Annotated in this window: 19 protein-coding genes; 14 read left to right on the top strand and 5 right to left on the bottom strand. The window is 58.7% G+C overall.

The annotated features are described in order from the left end of the window. Positions 1 to 56 precede the first annotated feature (56 nt). Entirely contained in the window at positions 57 to 2,126 is a 2,070-nt protein-coding gene (glyS, locus tag PO881_RS00320) for a glycine--tRNA ligase subunit beta (protein WP_192414342.1), read from the bottom strand. A 9-nt stretch (positions 2,127 to 2,135) separates the two neighbouring features. Further along, positions 2,136 to 3,047 (bottom strand): glycine--tRNA ligase subunit alpha, encoded by a 912-nt coding sequence (glyQ, locus tag PO881_RS00315; RefSeq protein WP_008105242.1) that lies wholly within the window; start codon positions 3,045 to 3,047, stop codon positions 2,136 to 2,138. 347 nt (positions 3,048 to 3,394) lie between these two features. Here glyQ and PO881_RS00310 point away from each other — a divergent pair, with 347 nt between their 5' ends. From PO881_RS00310 to PO881_RS00265, 10 genes are all read left to right on the top strand, one after another. Further along, positions 3,395 to 3,787, top strand: a complete 393-nt coding sequence (locus PO881_RS00310) for a RidA family protein (RefSeq protein ID WP_192414340.1) — start codon at positions 3,395 to 3,397, stop codon at positions 3,785 to 3,787. Then, the gene (locus PO881_RS00305; RefSeq protein ID WP_192414337.1) at positions 3,787 to 4,758 is read left to right on the top strand and encodes a D-2-hydroxyacid dehydrogenase; all 972 of its coding nucleotides are present in this window, start codon (positions 3,787 to 3,789) and stop codon (positions 4,756 to 4,758) included. The genes PO881_RS00310 and PO881_RS00305 overlap by 1 nt, the downstream gene beginning before the upstream one ends. 200 nt (positions 4,759 to 4,958) lie before the next feature. After that, the gene (locus PO881_RS00300; RefSeq protein WP_110867865.1) at positions 4,959 to 5,855 is read left to right on the top strand and encodes a transporter substrate-binding domain-containing protein; all 897 of its coding nucleotides are present in this window, start codon (positions 4,959 to 4,961) and stop codon (positions 5,853 to 5,855) included. A 55-nt stretch (positions 5,856 to 5,910) separates the two neighbouring features. Then, positions 5,911 to 7,440, top strand: a complete 1,530-nt coding sequence (locus tag PO881_RS00295; RefSeq protein WP_137384856.1) for an amino acid ABC transporter permease/ATP-binding protein — start codon at positions 5,911 to 5,913, stop codon at positions 7,438 to 7,440. Continuing rightward, entirely contained in the window at positions 7,424 to 8,467 is a 1,044-nt protein-coding gene (locus tag PO881_RS00290) for an alpha-hydroxy acid oxidase (RefSeq protein ID WP_280172283.1), read from the top strand. The genes PO881_RS00295 and PO881_RS00290 overlap by 17 nt, the downstream gene beginning before the upstream one ends. Further along, entirely contained in the window at positions 8,467 to 9,393 is a 927-nt protein-coding gene (locus PO881_RS00285) for an ABC transporter substrate-binding protein (protein WP_280172282.1), read from the top strand. Before PO881_RS00290 ends, PO881_RS00285 begins: the two co-directional genes overlap by 1 nt. After that, positions 9,390 to 10,766 carry an amidohydrolase family protein gene (locus PO881_RS00280; protein WP_280172281.1) on the top strand — a complete coding sequence of 459 codons (1,377 nt, stop codon included), beginning with the start codon at positions 9,390 to 9,392 and terminating at the stop codon, positions 10,764 to 10,766. The genes PO881_RS00285 and PO881_RS00280 overlap by 4 nt, the downstream gene beginning before the upstream one ends. A gap of 14 nt (positions 10,767 to 10,780) precedes the next feature. Continuing rightward, positions 10,781 to 11,542, top strand: a complete 762-nt coding sequence (locus PO881_RS00275; protein WP_280172280.1) for a GntR family transcriptional regulator — start codon at positions 10,781 to 10,783, stop codon at positions 11,540 to 11,542. 32 nt (positions 11,543 to 11,574) lie between these two features. Continuing rightward, positions 11,575 to 12,690: a mandelate racemase/muconate lactonizing enzyme family protein gene (locus PO881_RS00270; RefSeq protein WP_101763852.1), complete on the top strand. Its 1,116-nt coding sequence runs from the start codon at positions 11,575 to 11,577 to the stop codon at positions 12,688 to 12,690. A gap of 199 nt (positions 12,691 to 12,889) precedes the next feature. Beyond that, entirely contained in the window at positions 12,890 to 13,885 is a 996-nt protein-coding gene (locus tag PO881_RS00265) for an acyltransferase (RefSeq protein WP_280172279.1), read from the top strand. Here PO881_RS00265 and PO881_RS00260 read toward each other — a convergent pair. Next, positions 13,870 to 14,802, bottom strand: a complete 933-nt coding sequence (locus PO881_RS00260) for a helix-turn-helix domain-containing protein (protein WP_192414324.1) — start codon at positions 14,800 to 14,802, stop codon at positions 13,870 to 13,872. The two genes, PO881_RS00265 and PO881_RS00260, sit on opposite strands and share 16 nt — an antisense overlap. A gap of 194 nt (positions 14,803 to 14,996) precedes the next feature. Here PO881_RS00260 and PO881_RS00255 point away from each other — a divergent pair, with 194 nt between their 5' ends. Next, entirely contained in the window at positions 14,997 to 16,151 is a 1,155-nt protein-coding gene (locus PO881_RS00255) for an IS481 family transposase (protein WP_222233525.1), read from the top strand. 165 nt (positions 16,152 to 16,316) lie between these two features. On the opposite strand, the gene xylB is transcribed toward PO881_RS00255, so the two are convergent. Both xylB and xylA read right to left on the bottom strand, forming a co-directional pair. Beyond that, positions 16,317 to 17,759: a xylulokinase gene (gene xylB, locus PO881_RS00250; protein WP_280172278.1), complete on the bottom strand. Its 1,443-nt coding sequence runs from the start codon at positions 17,757 to 17,759 to the stop codon at positions 16,317 to 16,319. A 17-nt stretch (positions 17,760 to 17,776) separates the two neighbouring features. Next, positions 17,777 to 19,099 (bottom strand): xylose isomerase, encoded by a 1,323-nt coding sequence (gene xylA / locus PO881_RS00245; protein ID WP_280172277.1) that lies wholly within the window; start codon positions 19,097 to 19,099, stop codon positions 17,777 to 17,779. A gap of 345 nt (positions 19,100 to 19,444) precedes the next feature. On the opposite strand from xylA, the gene xylF reads away from it, so the two are divergent. The 3 genes from xylF to xylH are packed head-to-tail and all read left to right on the top strand — an operon-like array spanning position 19,445 to position 23,160. Further along, complete coding sequence (gene xylF / locus PO881_RS00240; protein WP_101763858.1) at positions 19,445 to 20,437, top strand: D-xylose ABC transporter substrate-binding protein; 993 nt, start codon at positions 19,445 to 19,447, stop codon at positions 20,435 to 20,437. Between the two features lie 28 nt (positions 20,438 to 20,465). Further along, on the top strand, positions 20,466 to 21,986 hold the full coding sequence (locus tag PO881_RS00235; RefSeq protein ID WP_192236833.1) for a xylose ABC transporter ATP-binding protein: 1,521 nt from the start codon (positions 20,466 to 20,468) through the stop codon (positions 21,984 to 21,986). Then, a complete protein-coding gene (gene xylH / locus PO881_RS00230) occupies positions 21,979 to 23,160 on the top strand; it encodes a xylose ABC transporter permease XylH (protein WP_280172276.1) in 1,182 nt (393 codons plus the stop codon). Before PO881_RS00235 ends, xylH begins: the two co-directional genes overlap by 8 nt. Positions 23,161 to 23,249: the final 89 nt, after the last annotated feature.

The following is a 23,249-nucleotide window of genomic DNA, read 5'->3' as shown; positions in this document are numbered from 1 at the left end:
GACGATCTCTCGTCCCCTTTCTTTCATAGCATCACCATTCATGGCGACCACGCCAATTACTGCAGCAGTGAAATATCCGCCACCTGCAGGAACAGCTGGCGCAGCTGTGCCAGCAGCGTCAGACGGTTAATACGCACCGCCTGATCGTCAGCGTTCACCATCACTTTATCGAAGAAGTTATCTACCGCTTCGCGCAGCTGCGCCAGTTCAACCAGCGCATCCTGATAGCGACCTTCTGCAAAGTACGGCTGCAGCTTGTCGCCCAGCGCGGTCACGAAGGTCGCCAGTTGGATCTCTTCGTTCTCTTTCAGCAGGGAAGCCTGCACGCTGTCGTTCAGGGTTTCGGTCGATTTCGCCAGGATGTTCGACACACGTTTGTTGGCAGCAGCCAGCGTGGCGGCCGCTTCCAGCGTACGGAAGTGCGAAACCGCCTTCATGCGCGCATCGAAATCAGCCGGACGGGTTGGACGACGCGCCAGCACCGCCTGAATGGTGTCAACGCTGTGGCCCTCTTCCTGATACCAGGTACGGAAACGGCCCAGCATAAAGTCGATCACCTCATCGACCACTTTGGCGTTGCTCAGCTTGCTGCCGTACAAACGCACCGCTTCTTCGGTCAGCGTTTGCAGATCGAGCGGCAGATTTTTCTCCACGATGATACGCAGCACGCCCAGCGCAGCACGGCGCAGTGCGAACGGATCTTTGTCGCCTTTCGGATGCTGACCGATACCGAAGATACCCGCGAGGGTGTCCATTTTGTCGGCAATCGCCACGGCGCAGGCCACAGGATTTGACGGCAGATCGTCACCGGCAAAGCGCGGCTGATACTGCTCATTCAGCGCCACCGCCACATCTTCCGCTTCGCCATCGTGGCGCGCGTAGTGCATGCCCATCACGCCCTGGGTGTCGGTGAACTCGAAGACCATGTTGGTCATCAGGTCACATTTCGACAGCAAGCCCGCGCGGGTAGCGTGGTTCACATCAGCGCCAATCTGCGCGGCAATCCAGCCAGCCAGCGCCTGAATGCGATCGGTTTTATCACGCAGCGTACCCAGCTCTTTCTGGAACAGTACGGTTTCCAGACGCGGCAGATTATCTTCCAGACGCTTTTTGCGGTCGGTGTTGAAGAAGAACTCGGCATCCGCCAGACGCGGGCGCACCACCTTCTCGTTACCGGCGATGATCTGCTGTGGATCTTTGGATTCGATGTTGGTGACGAAGATGAAATTCGGCAGCAGCTTGCCCGCCGCGTCGTACACCGGGAAGTACTTCTGGTCACCTTTCATGGTGTAAACCAGCGCTTCAGCTGGCACCGCGAGGAACTTCTCTTCGAATTTCGCCGTCAGCACCACCGGCCACTCCACCAGCGAGGTCACTTCTTCCAGCAGGCTTTCGCTCAGATCGGCGATGCCGCCAATTTTCTGCGCTGCCGCTTCCGCATCCGCTTTGATTTTGGCTTTACGCGCGGCGTAATCCGCCACCACTTTACCGCGCTCCAGCAGCAGCTGCGGATATTGATCGGCGTTGTCGATGGTGAATTCTGGCTCGCCCATAAAGCGATGACCGCGAATCACGCGATCGGATTTAATACCGAGAATCTTCGCGGGAATCAGCTCGTCACCCAGCAGCAGCGTAACGGTGTGCACCGGACGCACAAACTGCACGTCGCTCGCGCCCCAGCGCATCAGCTTAGGAATTGGCAGCTTGCTCAGCGCGGTAGCCACCATAGCGGGCAGCAGCGCCTGCGCGCTTTCGCCGGTGATGGCAGCGCGATGCACCAGCCATTCACCTTTATCCGTGCTCAGACGTTCGGCCTGCGCCACAGTGATGCCGTTACCACGCGCCCAACCTTCGGCCGCTTTGGTGGCGTTGCCATCGGCATCAAACGCGGCGGCGATAGCCGGGCCACGTTTTTCAACTTCGCGATCCGGCTGCGCGGCAGCCAGCTGGGCCACTTTCAGCGCCAGACGGCGCGGAGCAGCAAACCAGCTCACTTCGCCGTGCGCCAGACCGGCGCTATCAAGTTCAGCAGTGAAATGCGCAGCAAAGGCTTCCGCCAGACTGCGCAGCGCTTTCGGAGGCAACTCTTCGGTGCCAATTTCCACCAGGAAAGTTTTATCGGTCATGGCTGCCTCTTACTTGTTTTTATTGCACATCGGGAAGCCAAGCGCCTCACGGGACGCATAATAGGCTTCCGCCACGGCTTTCGTCAGGGTGCGGATACGCAGGATATAACGCTGGCGTTCGGTAACCGAAATCGCTTTGCGGGCATCCAGCAGGTTAAAGCTGTGCGCCGCTTTCAGAATGCGCTCGTAAGCCGGCAGCGGCAGCGGTTTTTCCAGCGCCAGCAGCTGCTGCGCTTCTTTCTCATACTGCTCGAAGCAGGTGAAAAGGAAGTCAACGTCAGCGTATTCAAAGTTATAGGTCGACTGCTCCACTTCGTTCTGATGGAACACTTCGCCGTAGGTGGTTTTACCGAACGGACCGTCGCTCCACACCAGATCGTAAACGCTGTCTACGCCCTGAATGTACATCGCCAGGCGCTCTAAGCCGTAGGTGATCTCGCCGGTTACTGGCTTACACTCGAGGCCGCCAACCTGCTGGAAGTAAGTGAACTGCGTCACTTCCATGCCGTTCAGCCACACTTCCCAACCGAGTCCCCACGCGCCCAGCGTTGGGTTTTCCCAGTTGTCTTCGACAAAGCGAATGTCGTGGATGGTGGGATCCATACCCAGCTCTTTCAGCGACCCAAGGTACAGCTCCTGAAGGTTGTCCGGGTTGGGCTTAATCACCACCTGGAACTGGTAATAGTGCTGTAAACGGTTCGGGTTTTCACCGTAACGTCCATCGGTTGGACGACGAGATGGCTGCACGTAAGCGGTCGCCATCGGCTCTGGGCCTAAGGCACGCAGACAGGTCATCGGGTGTGAGGTGCCGGCGCCCACTTCCATGTCCAACGGTTGGACAATGGTGCAGCCTTGACGCGCCCAGTAATCCTGCAAGGTCAGGATCAGGCCCTGAAAGGTCTTGGTATCAAACTTTTGCATGTTGAATTCGCACGCGATACGGATCGGTTAAAAAAAGAGTGCGCCAGTATACCCTTTGACCGCGGATTGTGCAGCCGGAAATCCAGGCCAATGCGCAGGCGATTACGGCAAGGTTTAGCGGGCAAAAACAGAACAATAAGAAAATCGTATACGATTCACACTCATCGCGAGCACTCAACATAAAATTTTCATTAAAATCTTACATATCATAAGCTTGATCGATATATCAGCAAATCCTATTACGTGATGAATATCACCTTTTTGACCCAATGGTTAAAAATCGCGCGTTGACACTCGTATAATCGTATACGAAATTGCGGTGAAACAGTTTTGCTTGAGATTTCACCATGAAGATTGCGTTGAGTTATCCCGGCATGAACGCCAGCGACCGCCCAATGGGGCCTGCGCCGCTCTCCGCCGCCGTGCTGCATGAACCGATGTTGTTCATTTCCGGCCAGGTGGCGATTGATCCCTACAGCGGCGAGATTATGGGCAACGACATCACCAGCCAGACGCGTCAGGTGTTGAAAAACGTCGGCGATCTGCTGAGCGAAGCGAACATGACCTTCGACAACGTGGTCCGCGTCACTGTTTACCTGACCGATCTCAGCACGTTCAGCGCGATGAATGCCGCTTACAGTGAATTCTTCCGGTTCCCCTTCCCGGCGCGCGCCACCGTGGGCATTCAACTCAACCATCCTGACCTGCTGGTCGAGATGGAAGTGACGGCGATGCGCTGATGCATATTCACATCGAGAACGACGCCAGCGCACCGCGCGCACTCCATCTCTCTGTTGAGCAGCTGCAACTGCAGCTCGACGTGCATCCGCCGTTGCGCAGCCACTTCACGCTGAGCGAAAACCGCGATCCGGCGCAGACCGCCGACTTTCTCGCCCGCTGCGACATTCTGTGGAGCGGACGTAAGCTGGCGCTCGATCAGTTCAGCACGCCGCGTCTGGGTTGGGTGCAGGTGATGTCCGCTGGCGTTGAGCAGTGGCTGGCGCACTGGCCGCAAGGCGTGACCCTCACCAATGCTTCTGGCGTACACGGCGATAAAGGTGCCGAGTTCATTTTGATGGCGGCGCTGATGTTCAACTTCGGCATTCCCGGTTTTCTGCAGGATCAGGCGCAGCGTGTGTGGCGTCCGACCTTTGGCGGCTGCGCACGCGGCAAAATCGTGCTGCTGCTGGGCGTGGGCGGCATTGGCGCCGCAGCGGCAACTCTGCTGACGGCGCAAGGCTATCGCGTGATTGGCGTGACGCGCAGCGGCCAGTGCGATGCCAACGTGGCGCGCTGCATCCGTATTGATGCGCTAGACGAGGTATTGCCGCAGGTGGATGTGGTGGTATCGACGCTGCCGCTGACGCCACAAACCCGCAATCTGTTCGATCGCCGCCGTCTCGATCTGCTGCCCGCACGCGCTGGTATCGTGATTGTTGGACGCGCCGATGTGTTTGATTACAGCGCGATGCGCGAAAAACTCAACGTAGGCGAACTGGCCGGCGCGGTGCTGGATGTCTATCCGCAAGAGCCGCTACCGGCCGACGACCCGCTGTGGCACACGCCCGGCGTGGTGATGACACCGCACTGCAGCCTCGACGATCACAGCGCCTACCTCGCCGGTTGCCTTGACGTGTTTATCGATAACCTGGCGCGCTTCCGCCACGGACAACCGCTGCGTAATCAGGTTGATCCGGCACGCGGTTATTAAGGGTGCGCTTTTCCCCTCACCCTAGCCCTCTTCCATAAATGGGTGAGGGGATGAAGAGATTTCCAGCCCGCACTATCGGCCCCCTCTCATGCTTGCGGAAGAGGGCTGGAGTGAGGGACCAGCAGCACCCAAACACCAAAGACGTTCATAAATCACAAGGTCATCGCTTTCTCATTCACCAGCATCAGGGGAACCTTATTATGAAATTCGCACGCACTGCTTTATTAATCTCTGGTCTCAGCGGCAGCTTACTGGCGGGCCTCTCCAGCGCCCACGCAGCCAGCACCGATCCCATCACGCCTGCCGCCAGTGACTTCGCGGCGATGGCGCAGTGCAAAGCACTGCAAACCAAATATCCCTCGCTGAAAGGCAAAGATCTGGTCGTCGGCCTCGGCGGCTACACCAAAGGCTTTGAAGCGCCATCGGAAAAAGATCCCAGCATCATTGAAGGTCTCGATCCTTCCCTGTTCGAGCGCATCAGCAGCTGCCTCGGCGCGAAACACAGTTACCAAAGTGGCTCGTTCAACGTGCTGCTCACCTCGATCGCCAGCGGACGCGCGGATATCGGTCCGATGCTGTACGTCACCGAAGAACGCATGAAGCAGATCGCCTTCGTCGCCTCGATGCAGGTGCAGGACGGTTCGGTGCTGGCACAGGGCAATCCGAAGAAAATTAACAGCGTCGATGATCTGTGCGGCAAAACCGTCGCCGCCGCTGCGGGTTCGTACGAAGCCAACAAACTGGTGCCGGAACAAAGCGCCAAATGCAGCGCCGCCGGTAAGCCCGAAGTTAGCATGTTGATGGTGCAGAACACCGACAACAGCATTCAGGCGGTGAAAAGCGGTCGCGCGGACGTCTATCTGACCGAAGCCGGTTCCGCCGTTGCTATCGCCAAAGCGGATAAATCGCTGCAAAGCGGCTTCACCGTGGATCTGCCGATCATGGTGGGCTTCCCGATCGCCAAAGACAACGCCACGCTGCGCGCGGCGGTGCTGGACGCGATGAAGGTGATTCAGGCGAGCGGCGCACAGAAAAAACTGCTGGATTACTGGGGCCAGGGCAGCGCTGCCGAGCGTCCAGTGGTTGCGCGTGGTTAATGCATAAACTCAGCCGCCTCGGTGACTAATCCGAGGCGTTGAGGAGGATAACGCCTTGGATGATTTTCTTAAGTACCTGACTTTCCCCTACTTGTGGGAAGGCGCTGTTATCGCCGTGCAGCTGCTGATTGGCGCGCTGGCGGGCGGCATTGTGATTGGCTTTTTCCTGGCGTTAGCCAGCAGCTCAAAGCACGGATTTATTCGCGTGCCGGTGAAAATCTACATCTATACGCTGCGCGGCACGCCGGTGCTGCTGCAGCTGATTTTGCTGTACAACGTGCTGCCGGAATTTGGTCTGCGTTTGAGCCCATTCACCAGCGCGCTTATCGCCCTGATGATCAACGAAACCGCCTTCTGCGCCGAAATCATTCGCGGCGGCATTATGGCGACCGATCGCGATCAAAGCATGGCGGCGCAGGCGTTCGGTTATTCGCGCAGCAAAGAGATGATTCACGTGGTGATCCCGCAGGCGCTGCGCGCCATTCTGCCCACCATGGGCAATGAAACCGTCGGGCTGCTGAAATCCACCTCGCTGGCTTCGGTGGTGGGCGTCAATGAGCTGACGATGCGCGGCCAGGCGATTGTGTCGCAAAACTTCCTGTTTATTCCGGTGCTGGTCGCGTCGGGCGGCATCTATCTGATTCTTTCCACGCTGCTGGCGGGCGGTCAGTGGTGGCTGGAGAAGTTCTACAACCTTGATGAACGTGCGCGACGGGCACGCGCGCGCCTGGCGAAACTGCCGCCGGAAGCAGACGTGATGCCGATGCAGCTACCAAAACGGCGCTGGGATACGCAAACCGCTGCGCCGGTGCTGGAAGTGAATCAGCTGTGCGTCGACTACGCCGGTAAAGCGGTACTGAAATCGCTGTCGTTAACCGTCCGTCGCGGCGAAGTGGTGGTGCTGCTTGGTCGCTCCGGTTCGGGCAAAAGTACGCTGCTGAAATCGATTCTGGCGCTGACGCCACGCAGCAGCGGCACCATTCAGACCGAAGGCCACTTCATGGGCAGCGACGAAAACGGTCGCGCGCTGGCGCCGCGACATCTGCCGGTCAACCGCGCCAAGTCGGGCATTGGCATCGTGTTCCAGCACTTCGCGTTGTTTGATCACCTTACCGCGCTGGAAAACGTGATGAGCATTCTGCTGCGCGTGCAGGGCGCACAGCCGGAAATCGCGCGCGGCAAAGCGATGCGCGCGTTGAAAATGGTAGGACTCGGTGATTTCGCCGCCTCGCTGCCGCACGAACTCTCTGGCGGACAGAAACAGCGCGTCGGCATTGCGCGCGCGCTGGCGGCAGAACCGCAAATCCTGCTGTTTGATGAACCGACTTCCGCGCTCGATCCCGAACTGGTGCGCGAAGTGAACCAAACCATGCGCAGCCTGGCACAGACCGGCATCACCATGATCATCAGCACCCACGACATCGCGTTTGCGGCGGGCGTTGCCGATCGGGTGGTGTTCCTGCAGGATGGCGCGCTGATTGAAGAAGGCCCGCCGACGATTCTGCAAAATCCGCAAACGCCAGCGTTTGCCACCTTCCTTGAACATGAAAATGCTGCGGAGGCGCCACATGCCAACGCGCTTTGAACTCACGGCACGCGAGCGCCTCGGCGAGGCGCTGTTCCGCTATATGCAGGGCCAACCGGCCGATGCGCTGGGTAATGAACCCGATGCCAATCAGCAGGCGCTACGCCGCTTTCGTCTGTTACCGCGCGTGCTGCAGGGCAATGAAAGCATCGACACGCAGATTTCCCTGCACCAGCAAAACTGGTCCGCGCCGATTGGCGTCGGCGCGTTTGCCGGTGACCGTATTTTCCATGAAGAAGGGGTGCTGCCGATTGCGCGCGCCTGCAAACGTCTGCAACTGCCGCTGGTGATCTCCGAAGAGAGCGTCACGCCGCTGGAGCAGATTGGTGCCGAATACGACCGCTGCTGGCTGCAACTGCGTGCGGCGGGCGATGTCGGCCGCATCAACGCTTTGATCGACCAGGCCGCGCAGGCCGGATTCAAAAATATCGTGCTCACGGTGCTGGCGCCGGTGCATCCGGTGGCCGGGTTACAGCCCGGCGGCTTCTCTATCGGCGACGCCCTGAAACAGCGCGGCTGGCACACCATCGGCGGCACGCAGCCGGGTGTTGCGCCGCTGCCGGCTTTCCCGGTGTGGCGCTGGCAGGAGATTGATGAGGTGGCGGCGCACTGCGCCGATCGCCAGCTTCCGCTGTGGCTAAAAGGCATTCTGCATCATGACGATGCGGCGCAGGCCGCGCAGCACGGCGTCAGCGGAGTGATTGCCTCAAACATCGGCCTGCGCCAGAGCGCGCGCTGGGCTACGCCGGTCGATCAGCTGCCCGATTTGCAGGCGGTGACGCGATTGCCGCTGCTGCTGGATGGCGGCGTACGCTGCGGCAGCGATGCGGTGGTGGCGCGCTGTCTTGGCGCGTCGCTGTCGCTCAGCGTGCGCCCGATCATCAGTGCTTTAGTCGCCGGTGGCGAGAGTGCGGTGTTCGATCTGCTTTCCGGCTGGATCAATGAAGTTACGGCCATTAGTCATTGGTGCGGCGTCAGCGATATGGCGGCGCTGAACGGCAGCTTTATCACCGAGGAGCGCTACTGATGCAGACACTGATTTTCAACCAAGGCGATGCCAGCGAATCCCGCATCTATTACTGCGCGCACTATCTGGCGCACAGCCTCGGCCTGTTCGCTGAACAGCAGCTGCAGGTGATCTTCACCACCAGCGAATCAGGCGGGCATACGGTACAAGGCGGCCAGGTTCCCGCAGTGCTGAATCGCGACGCCGATCTCACGCTGGGCGGCCCGATGGTGGTGATGAAGCATTTTCAGCAGCACGGCGCAGAGTTGCAGTGTTTCTGCGCCTCGGTGGCGGCCAATCCGTGGTTTCTTGCGGCGGCGCAGGCGCAGCCCGATTTTCAGCTCAGCGATCTGCGCGGCAAACGTGTGCTGGATGTCGGTAATGTCGGCACCGCCACGCTGACGTTCCGCTGGCTGCTGGCGCGTCACGGTTTGCAGGATGACGTTGAGCTGATCGCTGGCAGCGGCGATCAGGCGCGGGATTTCACCGCCGTGGCCCAGGGTGCAGCCGATTATGCGCTGCACGCCATGCATATGCTGGCGCCCGCCATCGCCGCCGGACAACTCCACAACATCAGCAGCCTCGCCAGCGTGTGCGGCCACGTACCCTGGAGCGCCTACATCGCCCGCACCGATGTATTGCAGGAGAAAGCCACCGCTTTCGCCGCCTTCTCCCGCGCCATTGCCCAGGCGCTGACGTGGATCGCCAACCATGACGCCACTGCACTGGCGCAACAGGTGCAGGCGTTTTACCCCGATTATCCGCGTGAGGCGCTGGTGCGCGGCCTCGCGGCCTATCAACAGGCCGGCGTGTTTGCGCCAGATGGCGTGATTCCGCGCGCTGAGTTTACGCATTTCAGCCAGCTGTTAACTGCTATCGGCTGGCTCGACTCTTCACAGCCGGTGCCATACGCGGCGCTGGTGACGCAGGCAGGAGCAGAGCAATGAAACAGCTAATCATTAACGGTTTGGTGGTCGGTGAAAATGGCGCGGCGCCTGCCGATCTGTTACTGGAAAACGGCAAAATTAGCGGCCTGCTGACGCCTGGCGCGCTTACCGACGGCGTTGACGAGGTGATCGATGCACGTGGCTTGATCATCGTGCCCGGCGCGATTGACGTGCATACCCATTTCACCGGCTCGCACGATTTTCCCGAACAGGAGCTGCGTGAAGGCACACGCGGTGCGGCGGCGCACGGCGTTACCACCATCGTCGAGATGCCGCATTCTCTGCCACCGGCCACATCGCTGGCTAACTTCAGCGCCAAAAAAAGCTGGCTGGCAGACAACTGCTCGGTGGATTACGCCCTGTGGGCTGGGTTAGATGGAAATAACGTGCATGAACTGGCGGCGCTGAATCAGGCCGGTGCGCTGGCCTTCAAAGCTTTCCTGTGCAGCGGCGCACCCAACGGCGACGCCACCGACGAGAAAGGTTTGCCGCGTCTCGACGATGACGGCCTGCTGCGCGCCATGCGCGAGTTGGCCACGTTCGACGGGCTGATTGGCGTACACGCTGAGAATCACGAGATTTTGATCGGTGCCAGCAGCGAACAGCGCCGCGCCGGACGCAAAGATGCGCGCGCTCATGCGCTGGCGGGGCCGGAAATTGCCGAGATCGAAGCGGTGGGACGCGTGTTAGCGATTGCCGAAGAGACCGGCGCGCGCTGCCATATCGTGCACGTCAGCTCGGCGCGCGCGGCGGAAACCATTGTCGCTGCCAAAACCCGCGTACGCGCCAGCTTCGAAACCTGTCCGCACTATTTACTGCTCGACGAAGACGATTTGGTGCGCATCGGCCCCAACGCGCGCTGCGGCCCACCGATCCGCCCGCGTCCGGTGGTGGATGCGCTGTGGCAGGTGCTGCTGCGCGGCGATATCGACATGATCGCGTCTGACCATTGTCCGTACACGCCCGCACAAAAACAGGCGGGTGAAGCCAGCATCTGGGAGGCGGGCATGGGCCTCACCGGCGTGGAAACCCTCAGCCCGATGTTCTTCAGCGCGGCCCATATTGAACGTGGCGTGGCGCTCAGCGAGTTTGCGCGCATGACCGCCAGCGGCCCGGCCAAAGCCTTCCAGCTGTGGGGCAAAAAAGGGGCGATTGCGCCCGGCTTCGACGCCGATTTGGTGTTCTACGACGCCAGCCAAAGCTGGACGGTGCGCGGCGCCAATTTTCAGGGACTCGGCAAGTGGAGCGCATTTGAAGGGATGCGCTGTCAGGGTAGAGTGGTGCGCACATTGATTCGTGGCGTCACGGTATTCCAGGATGACCAGATGCAGGTTGAACCCGGCTTCGGTCAGTTCGTGACCCGACAGGTTTAAACAGGACAAATAACATGGCAGGAAAATCCTCTACCGCTCGTCGTAAAAACAGCGCCCCGCTGGCGCAGGACGCGGCCACCGATAACAGCTGGAATAGCGCGCGTCCGCGCACGCTGGTCGATCACGCCGTGGATGCCATTCTCAGCGCCGCCTCGCGCGGCCTGATCCTGCCCGGCGACCGCATCGCAGAACCCGAGCTGGTGGCGAAACTCGGTATGAGCCGCGTGCCGATCCGCGAAGCGCTGCGCATTCTGGAGAGCCAGGGCATTGTCACCAGCGAGCCGTATAAAGGTATCCGCCTGATGGAGATTTCGCATCAGCGGCTGGAGCAGATTATCGATGTGCGCATCCCGCTGGAGACGCTGGCCTGTCGCCGGGCGATTGAGGCCGGACGCAACAGCGCTGAGCAGCTTAATCAGCTCTATCAGAGCGTGGCGCAGATGCAGGCGATGATGCAAAGCGATAACGTTTACGGTTTTGCCTCCGCCGATACCGATTTCCACCGCACGCTGTGCAGCTTCGCGCACAACCCGGTGCTGAGCAATTTGTGGGAGTCGATTGCCCGTCAGCTGACGGTGATTTTCGGCCTCTCCACCATGGGCAAATCGATGAGCGACATCATTGAGGAGCATCAGCGGCTGATTAATGTCTTTGCCGATGGCGACATCGCCAAAATGACCGACGAGGTTGAGAACCACATCCGCATTCAGGCGCTGGACGTGGATTACGAAACCCTGATAACACAGCGCCGACAGCACCGTTCCGCTCTCGGCTAATTTCGCCTTGCCTTTACACCAGGGAAAACACCATGAAAATCATTAACGTTGAGGCGTTTTACCTGCGCCTGCCAGTGATTGAGCAGCGCACCGACAGCTCTCAGGATGCGCTACTGATCAAAATCACCACCGATGCCGGCATCACCGGCTGGGGCGAAGTGGATGGCAGCCCGTATGTCACCAAAGCCATCATTGAAGCGCCCTATTCGCACACCATGGTCACCGGCCTGAAGTCGCTGTTAATCGGCGAAAACCCGCTGGAAACCGGCCGTTTATGGAAGAAGATGCACAAAGCCACCCTCTATTACGGCCGCAGCGGCGCGGTACTGCAGGCGATGGCCGGCATCGACATCGCCTTGTGGGACATCAAAGGTAAAGCACTCGGCAAGCCGATTGTTGAACTGCTGGGCGGCGCCATGCGCGACAAAATGCGCGTTTACTCCTCCAACATGTTCCAGTTCAGCGTGGAAGAGACGGTCGCGCGTGCGCAGCATGCGATGGATACCGGCCATAGCGGCGTGAAGTTTGGCTGGGAGCCGTTTGGCACTGACGAAGCGCTGGATCTGCGCTATCTCGACGCCCTGCGTAAAGCGATGGGCGACGATGTGGATCTGATGCTGGACGTCGGCCACGTGTGGGATGCCAAAACCACCATCCGCCGCAGCCAGCGCTATGAACACCTCAATCTGTTCTGGATTGAAGAGCCGCTGCATCCCGATAACTACGCCGGTTACGGCCAGGTTTCCGCCGCCTGCCAGCAGCATATCGCCGCCGGTGAGCAAGAGTGTTCGGTAACGGGTTTCCAGCGCCTGATAGATGAAGGCGGCATCGATATCGTGCAGATCGACCTGACGCGCACCGGCTTTACGCAGGCAATGGAGATCGCCAGCTACGCGCACAGCCGTGGACGCAAAGTGTGCAACCACAATTTCACCACCGACATTAATACCGCCGCCTCGCTGCATTTCCTGTGCGCGATTGAGAATGCGCTGGTGATGGAGTATTGCGTCGAGCCGGGCGAAATCAGCCGCTCGCTGGCGAAGAATCCGGTGCGCATCGCCGACGGTTACGCGTGGCTGCCGAGCGAGCCGGGCCTCGGCGTTGAACCCGACGAAGCGGTGATCGAGACGTTTTTGGTGCGTGATTAACGGCTGTCACCGTCTAACAACGAAGCACACATTGTAGCGGCGCAATTTATTGCGCGATGAATCGCGCCGCTACGCAGTGCGCGCGAATTGATTCTGGTGTCGAGTGTCGAATAACAGAGTGATCTGAATTACAACGCTAAAGGTTGTTGGCGCGCGGCTCACTGGCTACCCTTCTTCGCAGCCAATGCAAGAGGGTGCCATGCAGCAAAAAATTTACTGGATCGACAACTTACGTGCGGTTGCCTGTCTGATGGTGATCGTCATTCACACCACAACCTGGTACATCACCGGGCCGATGGCGGTAACAGGCCTGAGCTGGGATGTGGCGAACCTGCTTAACTCAGCGTCACGCGTCTGTGTGCCGCTGTTCTTTATGATTTCAGGCTATCTGTTTTTCGGCGAACGCAGCGCACAAGGGCGGCATCTGCTGCGCATCGTGCTGTGCCTGCTGTTCTACAGCGCGGTGGCGCTGGCCTATATCACCTGGCTGACGCCGATCAGCGAAGGTCGATCGCTGCTCAAACTGCTGCAAAGACCGGTGTTCTATCACCTGTGGTTCTTCTTCGCCATTATCGGCATCTATCTGTTATCCCCGCTGATTCAGGTGAAAAGCGTGGCACCGCGCTATGTCGCGATACTGGTGATCGTGCTGGCGGTGCTGGCGAATCCGAATACCGTGAGCCAATCGCTGGGGCCATTCCACTGGCTGCCGGTGAATCTGTATGTCAGCGGCGACAGCATCTATTACCTGCTGTATGCGCTGCTCGGGCGTGCGATTGGCTGTATGCAGACCGACAAGCGCAGCATCAGCTGGCTGGCGGGATTGGGCTTTGTGGCCTGCGTGATTGGCATTGCACTCGGCACTAAACAGATGCTGAAAATCAACGGCGCGTTCAACGATACCTGGTATCTCTATTGTGGGCCGCTGGTGTTTATTGCTGCCATCAGCCTGTTGATTCTTTTCAAAAACACCCTGAATCAGCGCGCGCTGCCGGGGCTCGCCACCCTCTCGCGCTATTCCCTGCCGATCTATGGTTTTCACGCGCTGTTTATCCACTTTCTGCGTACTCATCACTACGACGACATGTCGCGCCCGTGGCTCGATTTGCCGTGGGTGATGGGCGTGACGTTGATCGGTAGCCTGCTGCTGGCGATGGGATTACAACGCGTGGATAAGCGTCATCTGGTGAGCTGATCGTCCCAGCGCTGGTGCGCGCGGCGCAGCTGGCGGGCCGAGGAGAATCCGGCGGCCAGCGCCGCTTTCTCCGCCGCTTCGCCCTGCTGCTGACGTTGCCGCGCAATCACCAAGCGCAGCTGTTCGTGGTACTCGCGCACGCTGATGCCAAGATGCTGGCGAAACAGTCGCGTAAGATGGCGCTCGCTGACGTGCGCCCGTTCGGCCAGCGCGGTAAGCGACCAATCATGTTCGGGATGGGCAATCATCACATCCTGCGCGCGATGAATCGCCGGATGCATGTGATTGCGATAGCGCAGCCACGGCGACAGTTGCGGATCGTCGCCGGAACGGCGGAACCACACCACCATTTCGCGCGCCACTTTCAATGCCTGCGGCGCGCCGCACAGCCGATTGATGAGATGCAGCGCCAGATCGATACCCGCAGTAATGCCCGCGCTGGTCCAGATGCCACCATCTTCGACGAAAACCCGGTTATCTTTTACTAACGCCGCCGGTGCTGCCACTTTCAGGCGCGGTAACACATCATGATGCGTGGTGCATTGGATGCCATCCAGCAATCCCGCCTGCGCCGAGAGCAATGCGCCGGAACAGATGCACACCAGCGTGATGCGCCGATCGGTAATCGCTGTCTGCTGCTGGCGCAGCCAGTCACGCGCCATCGCTGCAGGTGCGGTGTCGAAGCAGACGCGAGAATCGTGCACGCCAGGCACCACCAGCAGGCTGTTATCCGGCAGTTGTGCGGGCAAGGGCGCGATGTCGGCGAGGGTCATGCCGGTGGAGCACAGCACGCTCGGCTGCGGGCCGATGTAGTGCAGCGCGAAGTGGCCGTCTGCCAGCTGCAGGGTTTCAGCGGGGCCAGTGAGATCCAGCGCCATCACGCCGGGAAGCACGAGAAAGAAGACGGACTGCGGCATGGTGAGCTCCGGTTGGGTTTGGTGTGTTTTTCCCTCACCCCAACCCTCTCCCGTAAACGGGCGAGGGAGCTGATCGTGCGTATACTCTCGATCGATTCCCTCTCCTGCTTGCGGGAGTGTACAGTCCGGGGACATTGTGAACACTTGTTCGGGGACATGGTAGACACTTACAACTAAGGCATAAGAACCCGTTTATGGAGTCGCTTATGTCCTGGGATGCGAGAGATACCATGTCATTACGTAAAGAGTTTGTTCTGTTCGCCTCGCAAGACGGGGCGAACATCCGCGCACTCTGCCGTCACTACGGCATTTCTTCCGCCACTGCCTACAAGTGGCTTCGCCGCTGGGCTGAAGAGGGAGAATCCGGTCTTGAGGACCGCCCCTGCATACCCCATCACTCTCCCAACCGCTCGTCTGACGACATCACTGACCTGCTTCGTATGGCGCATGAACTTCATCAGCACTGGGGCGCGCGCAAGATAAAGCGCTGGCTCGAAGACCGCGGACACCGCATGCCCGCCTTCAGCACCGTCCACAGCCTGATGGCCCGCCACGACCTGCTGCCGGGCTCAGCTCCGGGTGTCCCGGCCACGGGCCGGTTTGAACATGCGGCCCCGAACCAGCTCTGGCAGATGGATTTCAAGGGGCATTTTCCCTTTGGCGGCGGCCGCTGCCACCCGCTTACCCTCCTTGACGATCACTCCCGCTTCTCGCTTTGCCTCGTACACTGCGCTGATGAGCGGCGTGAGACGGTGCAGAAGCAGCTGGTCAGAGTCTTTGAACGTTACGGCCTGCCGGACCGGATGACGATGGATAACGGTTCACCGTGGGGCGACACTACCGGGACCTGGACGGCCGTCGAGCTGTGGCTTATGCGACAGGGTATCCGGGTGGGGCACTCCCGGCCTTATCATCCGCAGACGCAGGGCAAGCTGGAGCGCTTTCACCGCAGCCTGAAGGCTGAAGTGCTGCAGGGGAAGTGGTTCGCGGACGACGGTGAGCTGCAGCGCGCCTTCGATCACTGGCGGACGGTTTATAACCTTGAACGCCCGCATGAGGCGCTGGATATGGCGGTGCCGGCGTCGCGCTATCAGCCATCGGCTCGGCAGTACAGCGCCAGCGTAACGTCAGCGGAATACGACGAGGGCGTGATGGTCAGGAAGGTAGATATCAGTGGGAAGCTGACTATAAAAGGCCTGAGTCTGAAGGCAGGCAAGGCGTTCAGGGGAGAGCACGTTGGCCTGAAGGAGATGCAGGAAGACGGGTGCTACGAGGTATGGTGGTACAGCACAAAAGTGGGGGTGATCGACCTGAAGAAAAAGTCGATCACCATGGGTAAAGGATGTTAAAAAGTGTTCACCATGTCCCCGAACACCTGTCTACCATGTCCCCGGACTGTACACGGGAGAGGGCTAGGGTGAGGGCAAATCAGGCCACTACATTCAACACAAAACCCCAATCATACCCGATAAAAACTCCAACACCCTGCCAAATCCAGCCATCACTCTCCCACATCAAGACATCAACGGCTGCAACTGCTGATACAAGCGCGCAAACACCTCGCGCTGTGGCTGATACGCCTGATGCCGCGCCGCATCCGGTTGATGCCGCTGCGCCAGTTCCAGCGACGGCCATTCGCTCGCCGGATCAACCGCCAGCTGCGCCAGCCGCGCTGCGCCCAGCGCCGGACCGACTTCGCCGCCGTGACAATAATCCAGCGTTTGCCCGCTGATATCCGCCAGCATCTGACGCCAGTACGCACTTCGCGCGCCGCCGCCAATCAGCATCACGGTTTTCGGCTGCACGCCGCACTCATGCACCGCATCCATGCCTTCGGCCAGCGCGAAGCCCACGCCTTCCAGCACCGCGCGCGCCAGTTCTGGTCGGCCATGCTGATGCGTTAAACCAAAGAACGCGCCCTGCGCCTGCGGATTGTTATGCGGCGTGCGCTCGCCAGAAAGATAGGGCAGGAACCACACTGGCGGCACATCGCTGCGCGCTTTTTCCGCCTCACTTAGCAGTTGCGGCACATCGGCGCAGCCGGTCAGCGCCGCCGCCCAATCAAGGCAGGAAGCCGCGCTCAGAATCACCGACATCAGATGCCAGCGCTGCGGCAGCGCGTGGCAAAAGCTGTGCACCGCACGCTGTGGATTGCTGAGATAGCCGTCGCTCACCAGGAAATAGACGCCCGACGTGCCGAGCGACAGCATGCCTTGTCCCGGCTCAACCATGCCGACACCCACCGCGCCCGCCGCGTTATCGCCACCGCCCGCCACCAGCGGCACACTTTGCATGCCCCAACGCGCGGCGACATCTGGCAACAAGGTGCCGGTGATCTGATTGCCTTCAAACAGTTGCGGCATCTGGCTGCGCTGCAACTCACAGGCGTTGAGCATCTCATCGCTCCAGTCGCGCTGCGCCACATCCAGCCACATCGTTCCCGCCGCATCCGACATATCGCTGGCGAAGTCACCGCTCATGCGGAAGCGTAGATAATCTTTTGGCAGCAGCACTTTAGCCACCTGAGCAAAAACCTGCGGCTCATGCTGTTTTACCCACAGCAGCTTAGGCGCGGTAAAGCCGGGCATCATCAAATTGCCGGTGATGCGGCGCGAATCTGGCACGCGCTTCTCCAGTTCCTGGCACTGCTCGCCGCTGCGCCCGTCATTCCACAAAATCGCCGGACGCAGCACCCGACTATCGCTATCCAGCAAGGTGGCGCCGTGCATCTGCCCGCTCAGGCCAATCGCCTTCACGTCACTGAGATCGTGCTGCTGCGCCAGCGCCTGCATGGCACGATCGGTAGCCCGCCACCAGCTTTCGGCATCTTGCTCGCTCCATAACGGCTGCGGCCGCGACACCTCCAGCGGCGCACTCTCCACTGCAATCACTTTGCCGTGCGCATCCAGCAATGCCACTTTCACGCCGGAGGTGCCTAAATCGATGCCGATAACCATGCTGCGCTCCTGAAAAGTTAAAAATCAAACAAGTAGTGATTCACCAGATTCTCCAGCTGTTCCTGGCGTCCACTACGATGCTGTGGATTAAATTGCTGTTGCTGCGCCTGTTCCGCCAGCGCGGCAAGGGAAAATTCTCCCTTCAGGATCTGCTGTCCGAACTCGCCGTTCCAGCCGCTGTAGCGCTGCGCCACACGCTTATCCAGCTCGCCATCCGCCACCATGCGTGCCGCGACTTTCAACGCCAGCGCCATGGTATCCATTGCGCCGATATGGCCGTAGAACAGGTCATATTTATCGGTGCTCTGGCGGCGGACTTTGGCATCAAAGTTTAAGCCGCCGGTGGTGAATCCGCCCGCTTTGATGATTTCGTACAGCACCAGCGCATTCTCTTCGACGCTGATCGGGAACTGGTCGGTATCCCAGCCACACTGCATATCGCCGCGGTTAGCATCCACCGAGCCGAAAATGCCCAGCGCGATGGCCGTTGCGATCTCATGATGGAAAGAGTGACCCGCCAGCGTCGCATGGTTGGCTTCCACATTCACTTTGATCTCTTTCTCCAGCCCGAACTGCTTCAGGAAGCCATAAACTGTCGCGACATCATAGTCATACTGATGTTTCGTCGGCTCCTGTGGCTTGGGTTCAATCAGCAACATGCCGTGGAAACCGATCTTATGTTTGTGCTCCACCACCATCTGCATAAAGCGGCCAATCTGCTCGCGCTCCTGACGCAGGTCGGTATTCAGCAGGGTTTCATACCCTTCACGCCCGCCCCACAGCACATAGTTCTCGCCGCCCAGAGTTTGCGTGGCCTGCATGGCGCTGCACACCTGGCTGGCGGCCCAGGCAAAAATTTCCGGATCCGGATTGGTCGCCGCACCCGCACCGTAACGCGGATGGGTAAAGCAGTTGGCGGTTCCCCACAGCAGTTTCACGCCGGTTTCCTGCTGTTTTTCCAGTAATTTATCGGTCATCACCGCGAAGTTTTCACGATAGCTTTTCAGCGAATCGCCTTCCGGTGAGACATCCACATCGTGGAAGCAGTAATAAGGCACATTCAGTTTATGGAAGAACTCAAAGGCGACATCGGCCTTTTGCTTCGCCAGCTCAAGCGCATCACCCGGCTTCTGCCACGGACGATCAAACGCGCCAACGCCAAACATATCCGCGCCGTTCCAGCAGAAGGTATGCCAGTAACAGGCTGCAAAGCGCAGATGCTCCGCCATGGTTTTACCGAGAATCACCTCGTCCGGGTTGTAATGACGAAACGCCAGAGGATTGCGGGTATTACTCCCTTCATAACGAACGCGATCAAGCTGGTCGAAATAGGCGTGCATAGTTAGCTCCTTAGCATGAGGACCCGAATGGTCAGCTTTGAGCGGTTATTGTGATGATGTAATTTACTGTTGCTCAATTACGATATTTAACACTCAACGTAAGATAATTATTATTTGTGCGCCAGCTCGCAAAATAATGTCGTTATTTTCATTCAGCCTCTCTCACGTCGTTTTTTCTGAAAGCGTTGAAATATCGATCGCGCTCATAAAATCGCAAATAAACCAAAAAACGTAATAGCCGGATAAAAATCAGTAATTGATGTCATCTGAAACTCAGGGCAACAATTCATCGGCCTGGTTATCAGCCTTACAACGACAACAGCCTCAACCTACAGGATTAATACCATGAACATGAAAAAATCACTGTTGGCCGCCTGCGCGGCTCTGGCCCTGTTTAGTCACGCGGGTAGCGCTAAAGAAGTCAAAATCGGTATGGCTATTGATGATTTACGTCTGGAACGCTGGCAAAAAGATCGCGATATCTTTGTTAAACAAGCCGAATCACTGGGCGCCAAAGTGTTTGTGCAATCGGCCAACGGCAACGAAGAAACGCAGATGTCGCAAATTGAAAATATGATTAATCGCGGCGTCGATGTATTGGTCATCATTCCTTATAACGGCCAGGTTTTAAGTAACGTGGTGGCGGAAGCGAAACGTGAAGGCATTAAAGTGCTGGCGTATGACCGCATGATAAATAACGCCGATATTGATTTTTATATCTCATTCGATAATGAGAAAGTGGGCGAATTACAGGCCGAAAGTATTGTGAAGCAAGTACCAAAAGGTAATTACTTCCTGATGGGTGGCTCGCCGGTGGATAATAACGCGCGCCTGTTCCGTGCCGGTCAGATGAAAGTGTTAAAACCTTATATTGATAATGGCAGCATTAAAGTGGTCGGCGATCAGTGGGTTGATGCGTGGCTGCCGGAAAATGCGCTGAAAATAATGGAGAACGCCTTAACCGCAAACAGCAACCACATTGATGCCGTTGTGGCGTCGAATGATGCCACCGCAGGCGGTGCGATTCAGGCATTAAGCGCGCAGGGACTTTCCGGCAAAGTCGCGATCTCCGGCCAGGATGCCGATCTCGCCGCCATCAAACGCATTATGAACGGCACGCAAACCATGACGGTTTACAAACCCATCACCGAACTGGCGACTGAAGCAGCCAAAATCGCGGTGGAACTCGGTGACGACAAACAACCCGCCAGCAACAGCAAGCTGAATAATGGCCTGAAAGATGTGCCATCGCGCCTGCTGAATCCTATTCCGGTGAACAAAGACAACATTGAAAGCACGGTAGTTAAAGACGGCTTCCACAAGCAGAGCGAACTCTGAGGCGCGAGCCCGTAAAGGAGAGAGGCCGATGTTGCTGGAAATGAACCATATCACCAAGCGTTTCGGCGCGGTGAAAGCCCTGGATGACGTGAGCCTGCAGCTGGAAGCCGGTGAAGTGATGTCGCTGTGCGGCGAAAACGGCTCGGGGAAATCGACCCTGATGAAGATCCTGTGCGGGCTGTATCCGCACGGTGACTTTGAAGGCAGTATCCATTTTGCGGGCGACGAGATTCAGGCGCAGACCATTCGTGATACCGAACGCAAAGGGATCGTGATCATCCATCAAGAGCTGGCGCTGGTGCGGCAGCTGACGGTGATGGAGAACATTTTCCTCGGCGCAGAGCTGGGACGTTTCGGCATGGTGGATGACGAAACCATGACGTTGCGTTGCCAGCAGCTGCTGGAGCGGGTCAAGCTGCAGGTATCGCCGGATACGCGCGTCGGCGAACTGGGATTAGGCCAGCAACAGCTGGTGGAGATTGCACGCGCCTTGAATAAACAGGTGCGCCTGCTGATCCTCGACGAACCGACCTCTTCGCTCACCGAACAGGAAACGGAGGTGCTGCTTAGCATCATCAAAAACCTGCGCGAACATGGCATCGCCTGCATCTACATTTCGCACAAACTCAACGAGGTAAAAGCGATTTCGGACACCGTCTGCGTGATCCGCGACGGTCAGCATATCGCGACCCGCGCGGCCGCCGGGCTGAGTGAGGATGACATCATCACCATGATGGTCGGGCGCGAGCTGACGGCGCTCTATCCGCATAGCCCACACGAGATTGGCGAAACCCTGTTGCAGGTAGAGAACCTCACGGCGTGGCATCCCATCAACCGCCATATCCGCCGGGTGGATAACGTCTCTTTTAGCCTGAAGCGCGGCGAAATTCTTGGCATTGCCGGGCTGGTTGGTGCCGGGCGAACCGAAACCGTGCAGTGTCTGTTTGGCGTTTGGCCGGGACGCTGGCAGGGCGATATTCATATCAACGGCAAGAAAGTCCGTATCAAGGACTGCCGCGCCGCCATCGCGCACGGCATCGCGATGGTGCCGGAAGATCGCAAAAAGGATGGCATCGTGCCGCTAATGGGCGTGGGCAAAAACATTACGCTGGCCGCGCTGGACCAATTTAGCCCCCGGCTTTCGCTGCTGGATGACGCGCAGGAACAACAGGCAATTAATCAGGCCATTACGCGATTGCGGGTGAAAACCTCGTCGGCGGAACTGCCGATTGGTCGCCTGAGCGGCGGCAATCAACAGAAAGCGATCCTTGCTAAATGCCTGCTGCTCAATCCAAAAATCTTAATTCTTGATGAGCCGACGCGCGGCATTGATGTGGGCGCGCGCCAGGAAATCTATCTGCTAATCAATTCGCTAGTGCAGCAAGGGATTGCCGTGATTGTCATTTCGTCTGAGCTGCCCGAAGTGCTGGGCCTGAGCGATCGGGTTTTGGTGATGCATGAAGGCAAAATCAAAGCCGATCTGATTAACGATAACCTGACTCAGGAGCAGGTGATGGAAGCCGCCCTGCGGAGTGAACACTATGTTTAAGACCGAAAGTACGCAACGCGGCCTCACTACGCCGGGTAAAGGTGCGCCAGGTAAATTCTCGCTGCCTAATCTGCAGGTGCTGGTGATGCTGGGTGCGATTGTGCTGATCGCCCTGTTCTTCACCTGGACCACCGACGGTGCCTGGCTCAGCGCACGTAATGTTTCCAACCTGCTGCGCCAGACCGCCATCACCGGCATTCTTGCGGTCGGCATGGTGTTCGTCATTATCTCTGCGGAGATCGATCTCTCGGTGGGTTCGATGATGGGGTTGCTCGGCGGTGCTGCAGCTATCTTTGACGTCTGGCTCGGTTGGCCGCTGCCGCTCACCATCGTCGTAACCCTTTTGATGGGCTTGCTGCTCGGCACCTGGAACGGCTGGTGGGTGGCCTATCGCAAAGTTCCGTCGTTTATTGTCACGCTGGCGGGGATGCTGGCGTTCCGCGGCATTCTGGTCGGCATCACCGATGGCACCACGGTAGCGCCCACCAGCCCGGCGATGTCGCAGATTGGCCAAAGCTATCTGCCCGGCGGGATCGGATTTGGCTTCGGCTTTGCTGGCCTCGCGCTGTTTATCCTCTGGCAATGGCGCTTGCGCCTGCGTCGCCAACAGCTTGGTCTGGCGCAAACTTCCGTCAGCGGTGCGCTGGTGCGGCAGGTCGTCACCGCTGTTTTGGTGTTAGGCGCGATCTGGCTGCTCAACGACTATCGCGGCGTACCTACGCCGGTCTTGCTGCTGGCGCTGCTGTTGCTCGGCGGCATGTTTATGGCGACGCGGACGGCCTTTGGTCGCCGGATTTATGCCATCGGTGGCAACCTGGATGCCGCGCGCCTTTCCGGTATTAATGTGGCCCGCACCAAGCTGGCGGTTTTCGCCATCAATGGCGTGATGGTGGCGATTGCTGGCCTGATCCTGAGCTCACGCCTTGGCGCGGGTTCGCCTTCGGCAGGCAACATTGCCGAGCTGGATGCTATCGCCGCCTGCGTGATTGGCGGCACCAGCCTGGCGGGCGGCGTTGGTTCGGTGGCGGGCGCGGTCATCGGCGCATTTATCATGGCGTCGCTGGATAACGGCATGAGCATGATGGATGTCCCGACCTTTTGGCAGTACATCGTCAAGGGCGCCATCCTGCTGCTGGCAGTGTGGATGGATACCGCGACGCGCCGCCGGGTGTAATCGCGTGGGGGATCACAATGTGGTGCAAATTCTTTCAGCTGTCCGTCGTGCCATGCTATGCAAGGTGCTGTCGATTTAGGAGAGTGCGC

The sequence above is a fragment of the Pantoea sp. SS70 genome, assembly GCF_029866845.1.
Classification (GTDB): domain Bacteria; phylum Pseudomonadota; class Gammaproteobacteria; order Enterobacterales; family Enterobacteriaceae; genus Pantoea; species Pantoea leporis.
Note: the sequence above shows the minus strand (reverse complement) of the source record. Positions and strands in the feature narration are given on the sequence as shown.

Excerpts from the sequence above, each read along its gene's own strand:
- PO881_RS00300 (WP_110867865.1), top strand. The coding sequence starts at position 4,959 with ATGAAATTCGCACGCACTGCTTTATTAATCTCTGGTCTCAGCGGCAGC.
- xylF (WP_101763858.1), top strand. The coding sequence starts at position 19,445 with ATGAACATGAAAAAATCACTGTTGGCCGCCTGCGCGGCTCTGGCCCTG.
- PO881_RS00235 (WP_192236833.1), top strand. The coding sequence starts at position 20,466 with ATGTTGCTGGAAATGAACCATATCACCAAGCGTTTCGGCGCGGTGAAA.
- PO881_RS00285 (WP_280172282.1), top strand. The coding sequence starts at position 8,467 with ATGCAGACACTGATTTTCAACCAAGGCGATGCCAGCGAATCCCGCATC.
- PO881_RS00270 (WP_101763852.1), top strand. The coding sequence starts at position 11,575 with ATGAAAATCATTAACGTTGAGGCGTTTTACCTGCGCCTGCCAGTGATT.
- PO881_RS00275 (WP_280172280.1), top strand. The coding sequence starts at position 10,781 with ATGGCAGGAAAATCCTCTACCGCTCGTCGTAAAAACAGCGCCCCGCTG.
- glyQ (WP_008105242.1), bottom strand. The coding sequence starts at position 3,047 with ATGCAAAAGTTTGATACCAAGACCTTTCAGGGCCTGATCCTGACCTTG.
- xylH (WP_280172276.1), top strand. The coding sequence starts at position 21,979 with ATGTTTAAGACCGAAAGTACGCAACGCGGCCTCACTACGCCGGGTAAA.
- PO881_RS00280 (WP_280172281.1), top strand. The coding sequence starts at position 9,390 with ATGAAACAGCTAATCATTAACGGTTTGGTGGTCGGTGAAAATGGCGCG.
- xylA (WP_280172277.1), bottom strand. The coding sequence starts at position 19,099 with ATGCACGCCTATTTCGACCAGCTTGATCGCGTTCGTTATGAAGGGAGT.
- xylB (WP_280172278.1), bottom strand. The coding sequence starts at position 17,759 with ATGGTTATCGGCATCGATTTAGGCACCTCCGGCGTGAAAGTGGCATTG.
- glyS (WP_192414342.1), bottom strand. The coding sequence starts at position 2,126 with ATGACCGATAAAACTTTCCTGGTGGAAATTGGCACCGAAGAGTTGCCT.
- PO881_RS00305 (WP_192414337.1), top strand. The coding sequence starts at position 3,787 with ATGCATATTCACATCGAGAACGACGCCAGCGCACCGCGCGCACTCCAT.
- PO881_RS00255 (WP_222233525.1), top strand. The coding sequence starts at position 14,997 with ATGGAGTCGCTTATGTCCTGGGATGCGAGAGATACCATGTCATTACGT.
- PO881_RS00290 (WP_280172283.1), top strand. The coding sequence starts at position 7,424 with ATGCCAACGCGCTTTGAACTCACGGCACGCGAGCGCCTCGGCGAGGCG.
- PO881_RS00310 (WP_192414340.1), top strand. The coding sequence starts at position 3,395 with ATGAAGATTGCGTTGAGTTATCCCGGCATGAACGCCAGCGACCGCCCA.
- PO881_RS00265 (WP_280172279.1), top strand. The coding sequence starts at position 12,890 with ATGCAGCAAAAAATTTACTGGATCGACAACTTACGTGCGGTTGCCTGT.
- PO881_RS00260 (WP_192414324.1), bottom strand. The coding sequence starts at position 14,802 with ATGCCGCAGTCCGTCTTCTTTCTCGTGCTTCCCGGCGTGATGGCGCTG.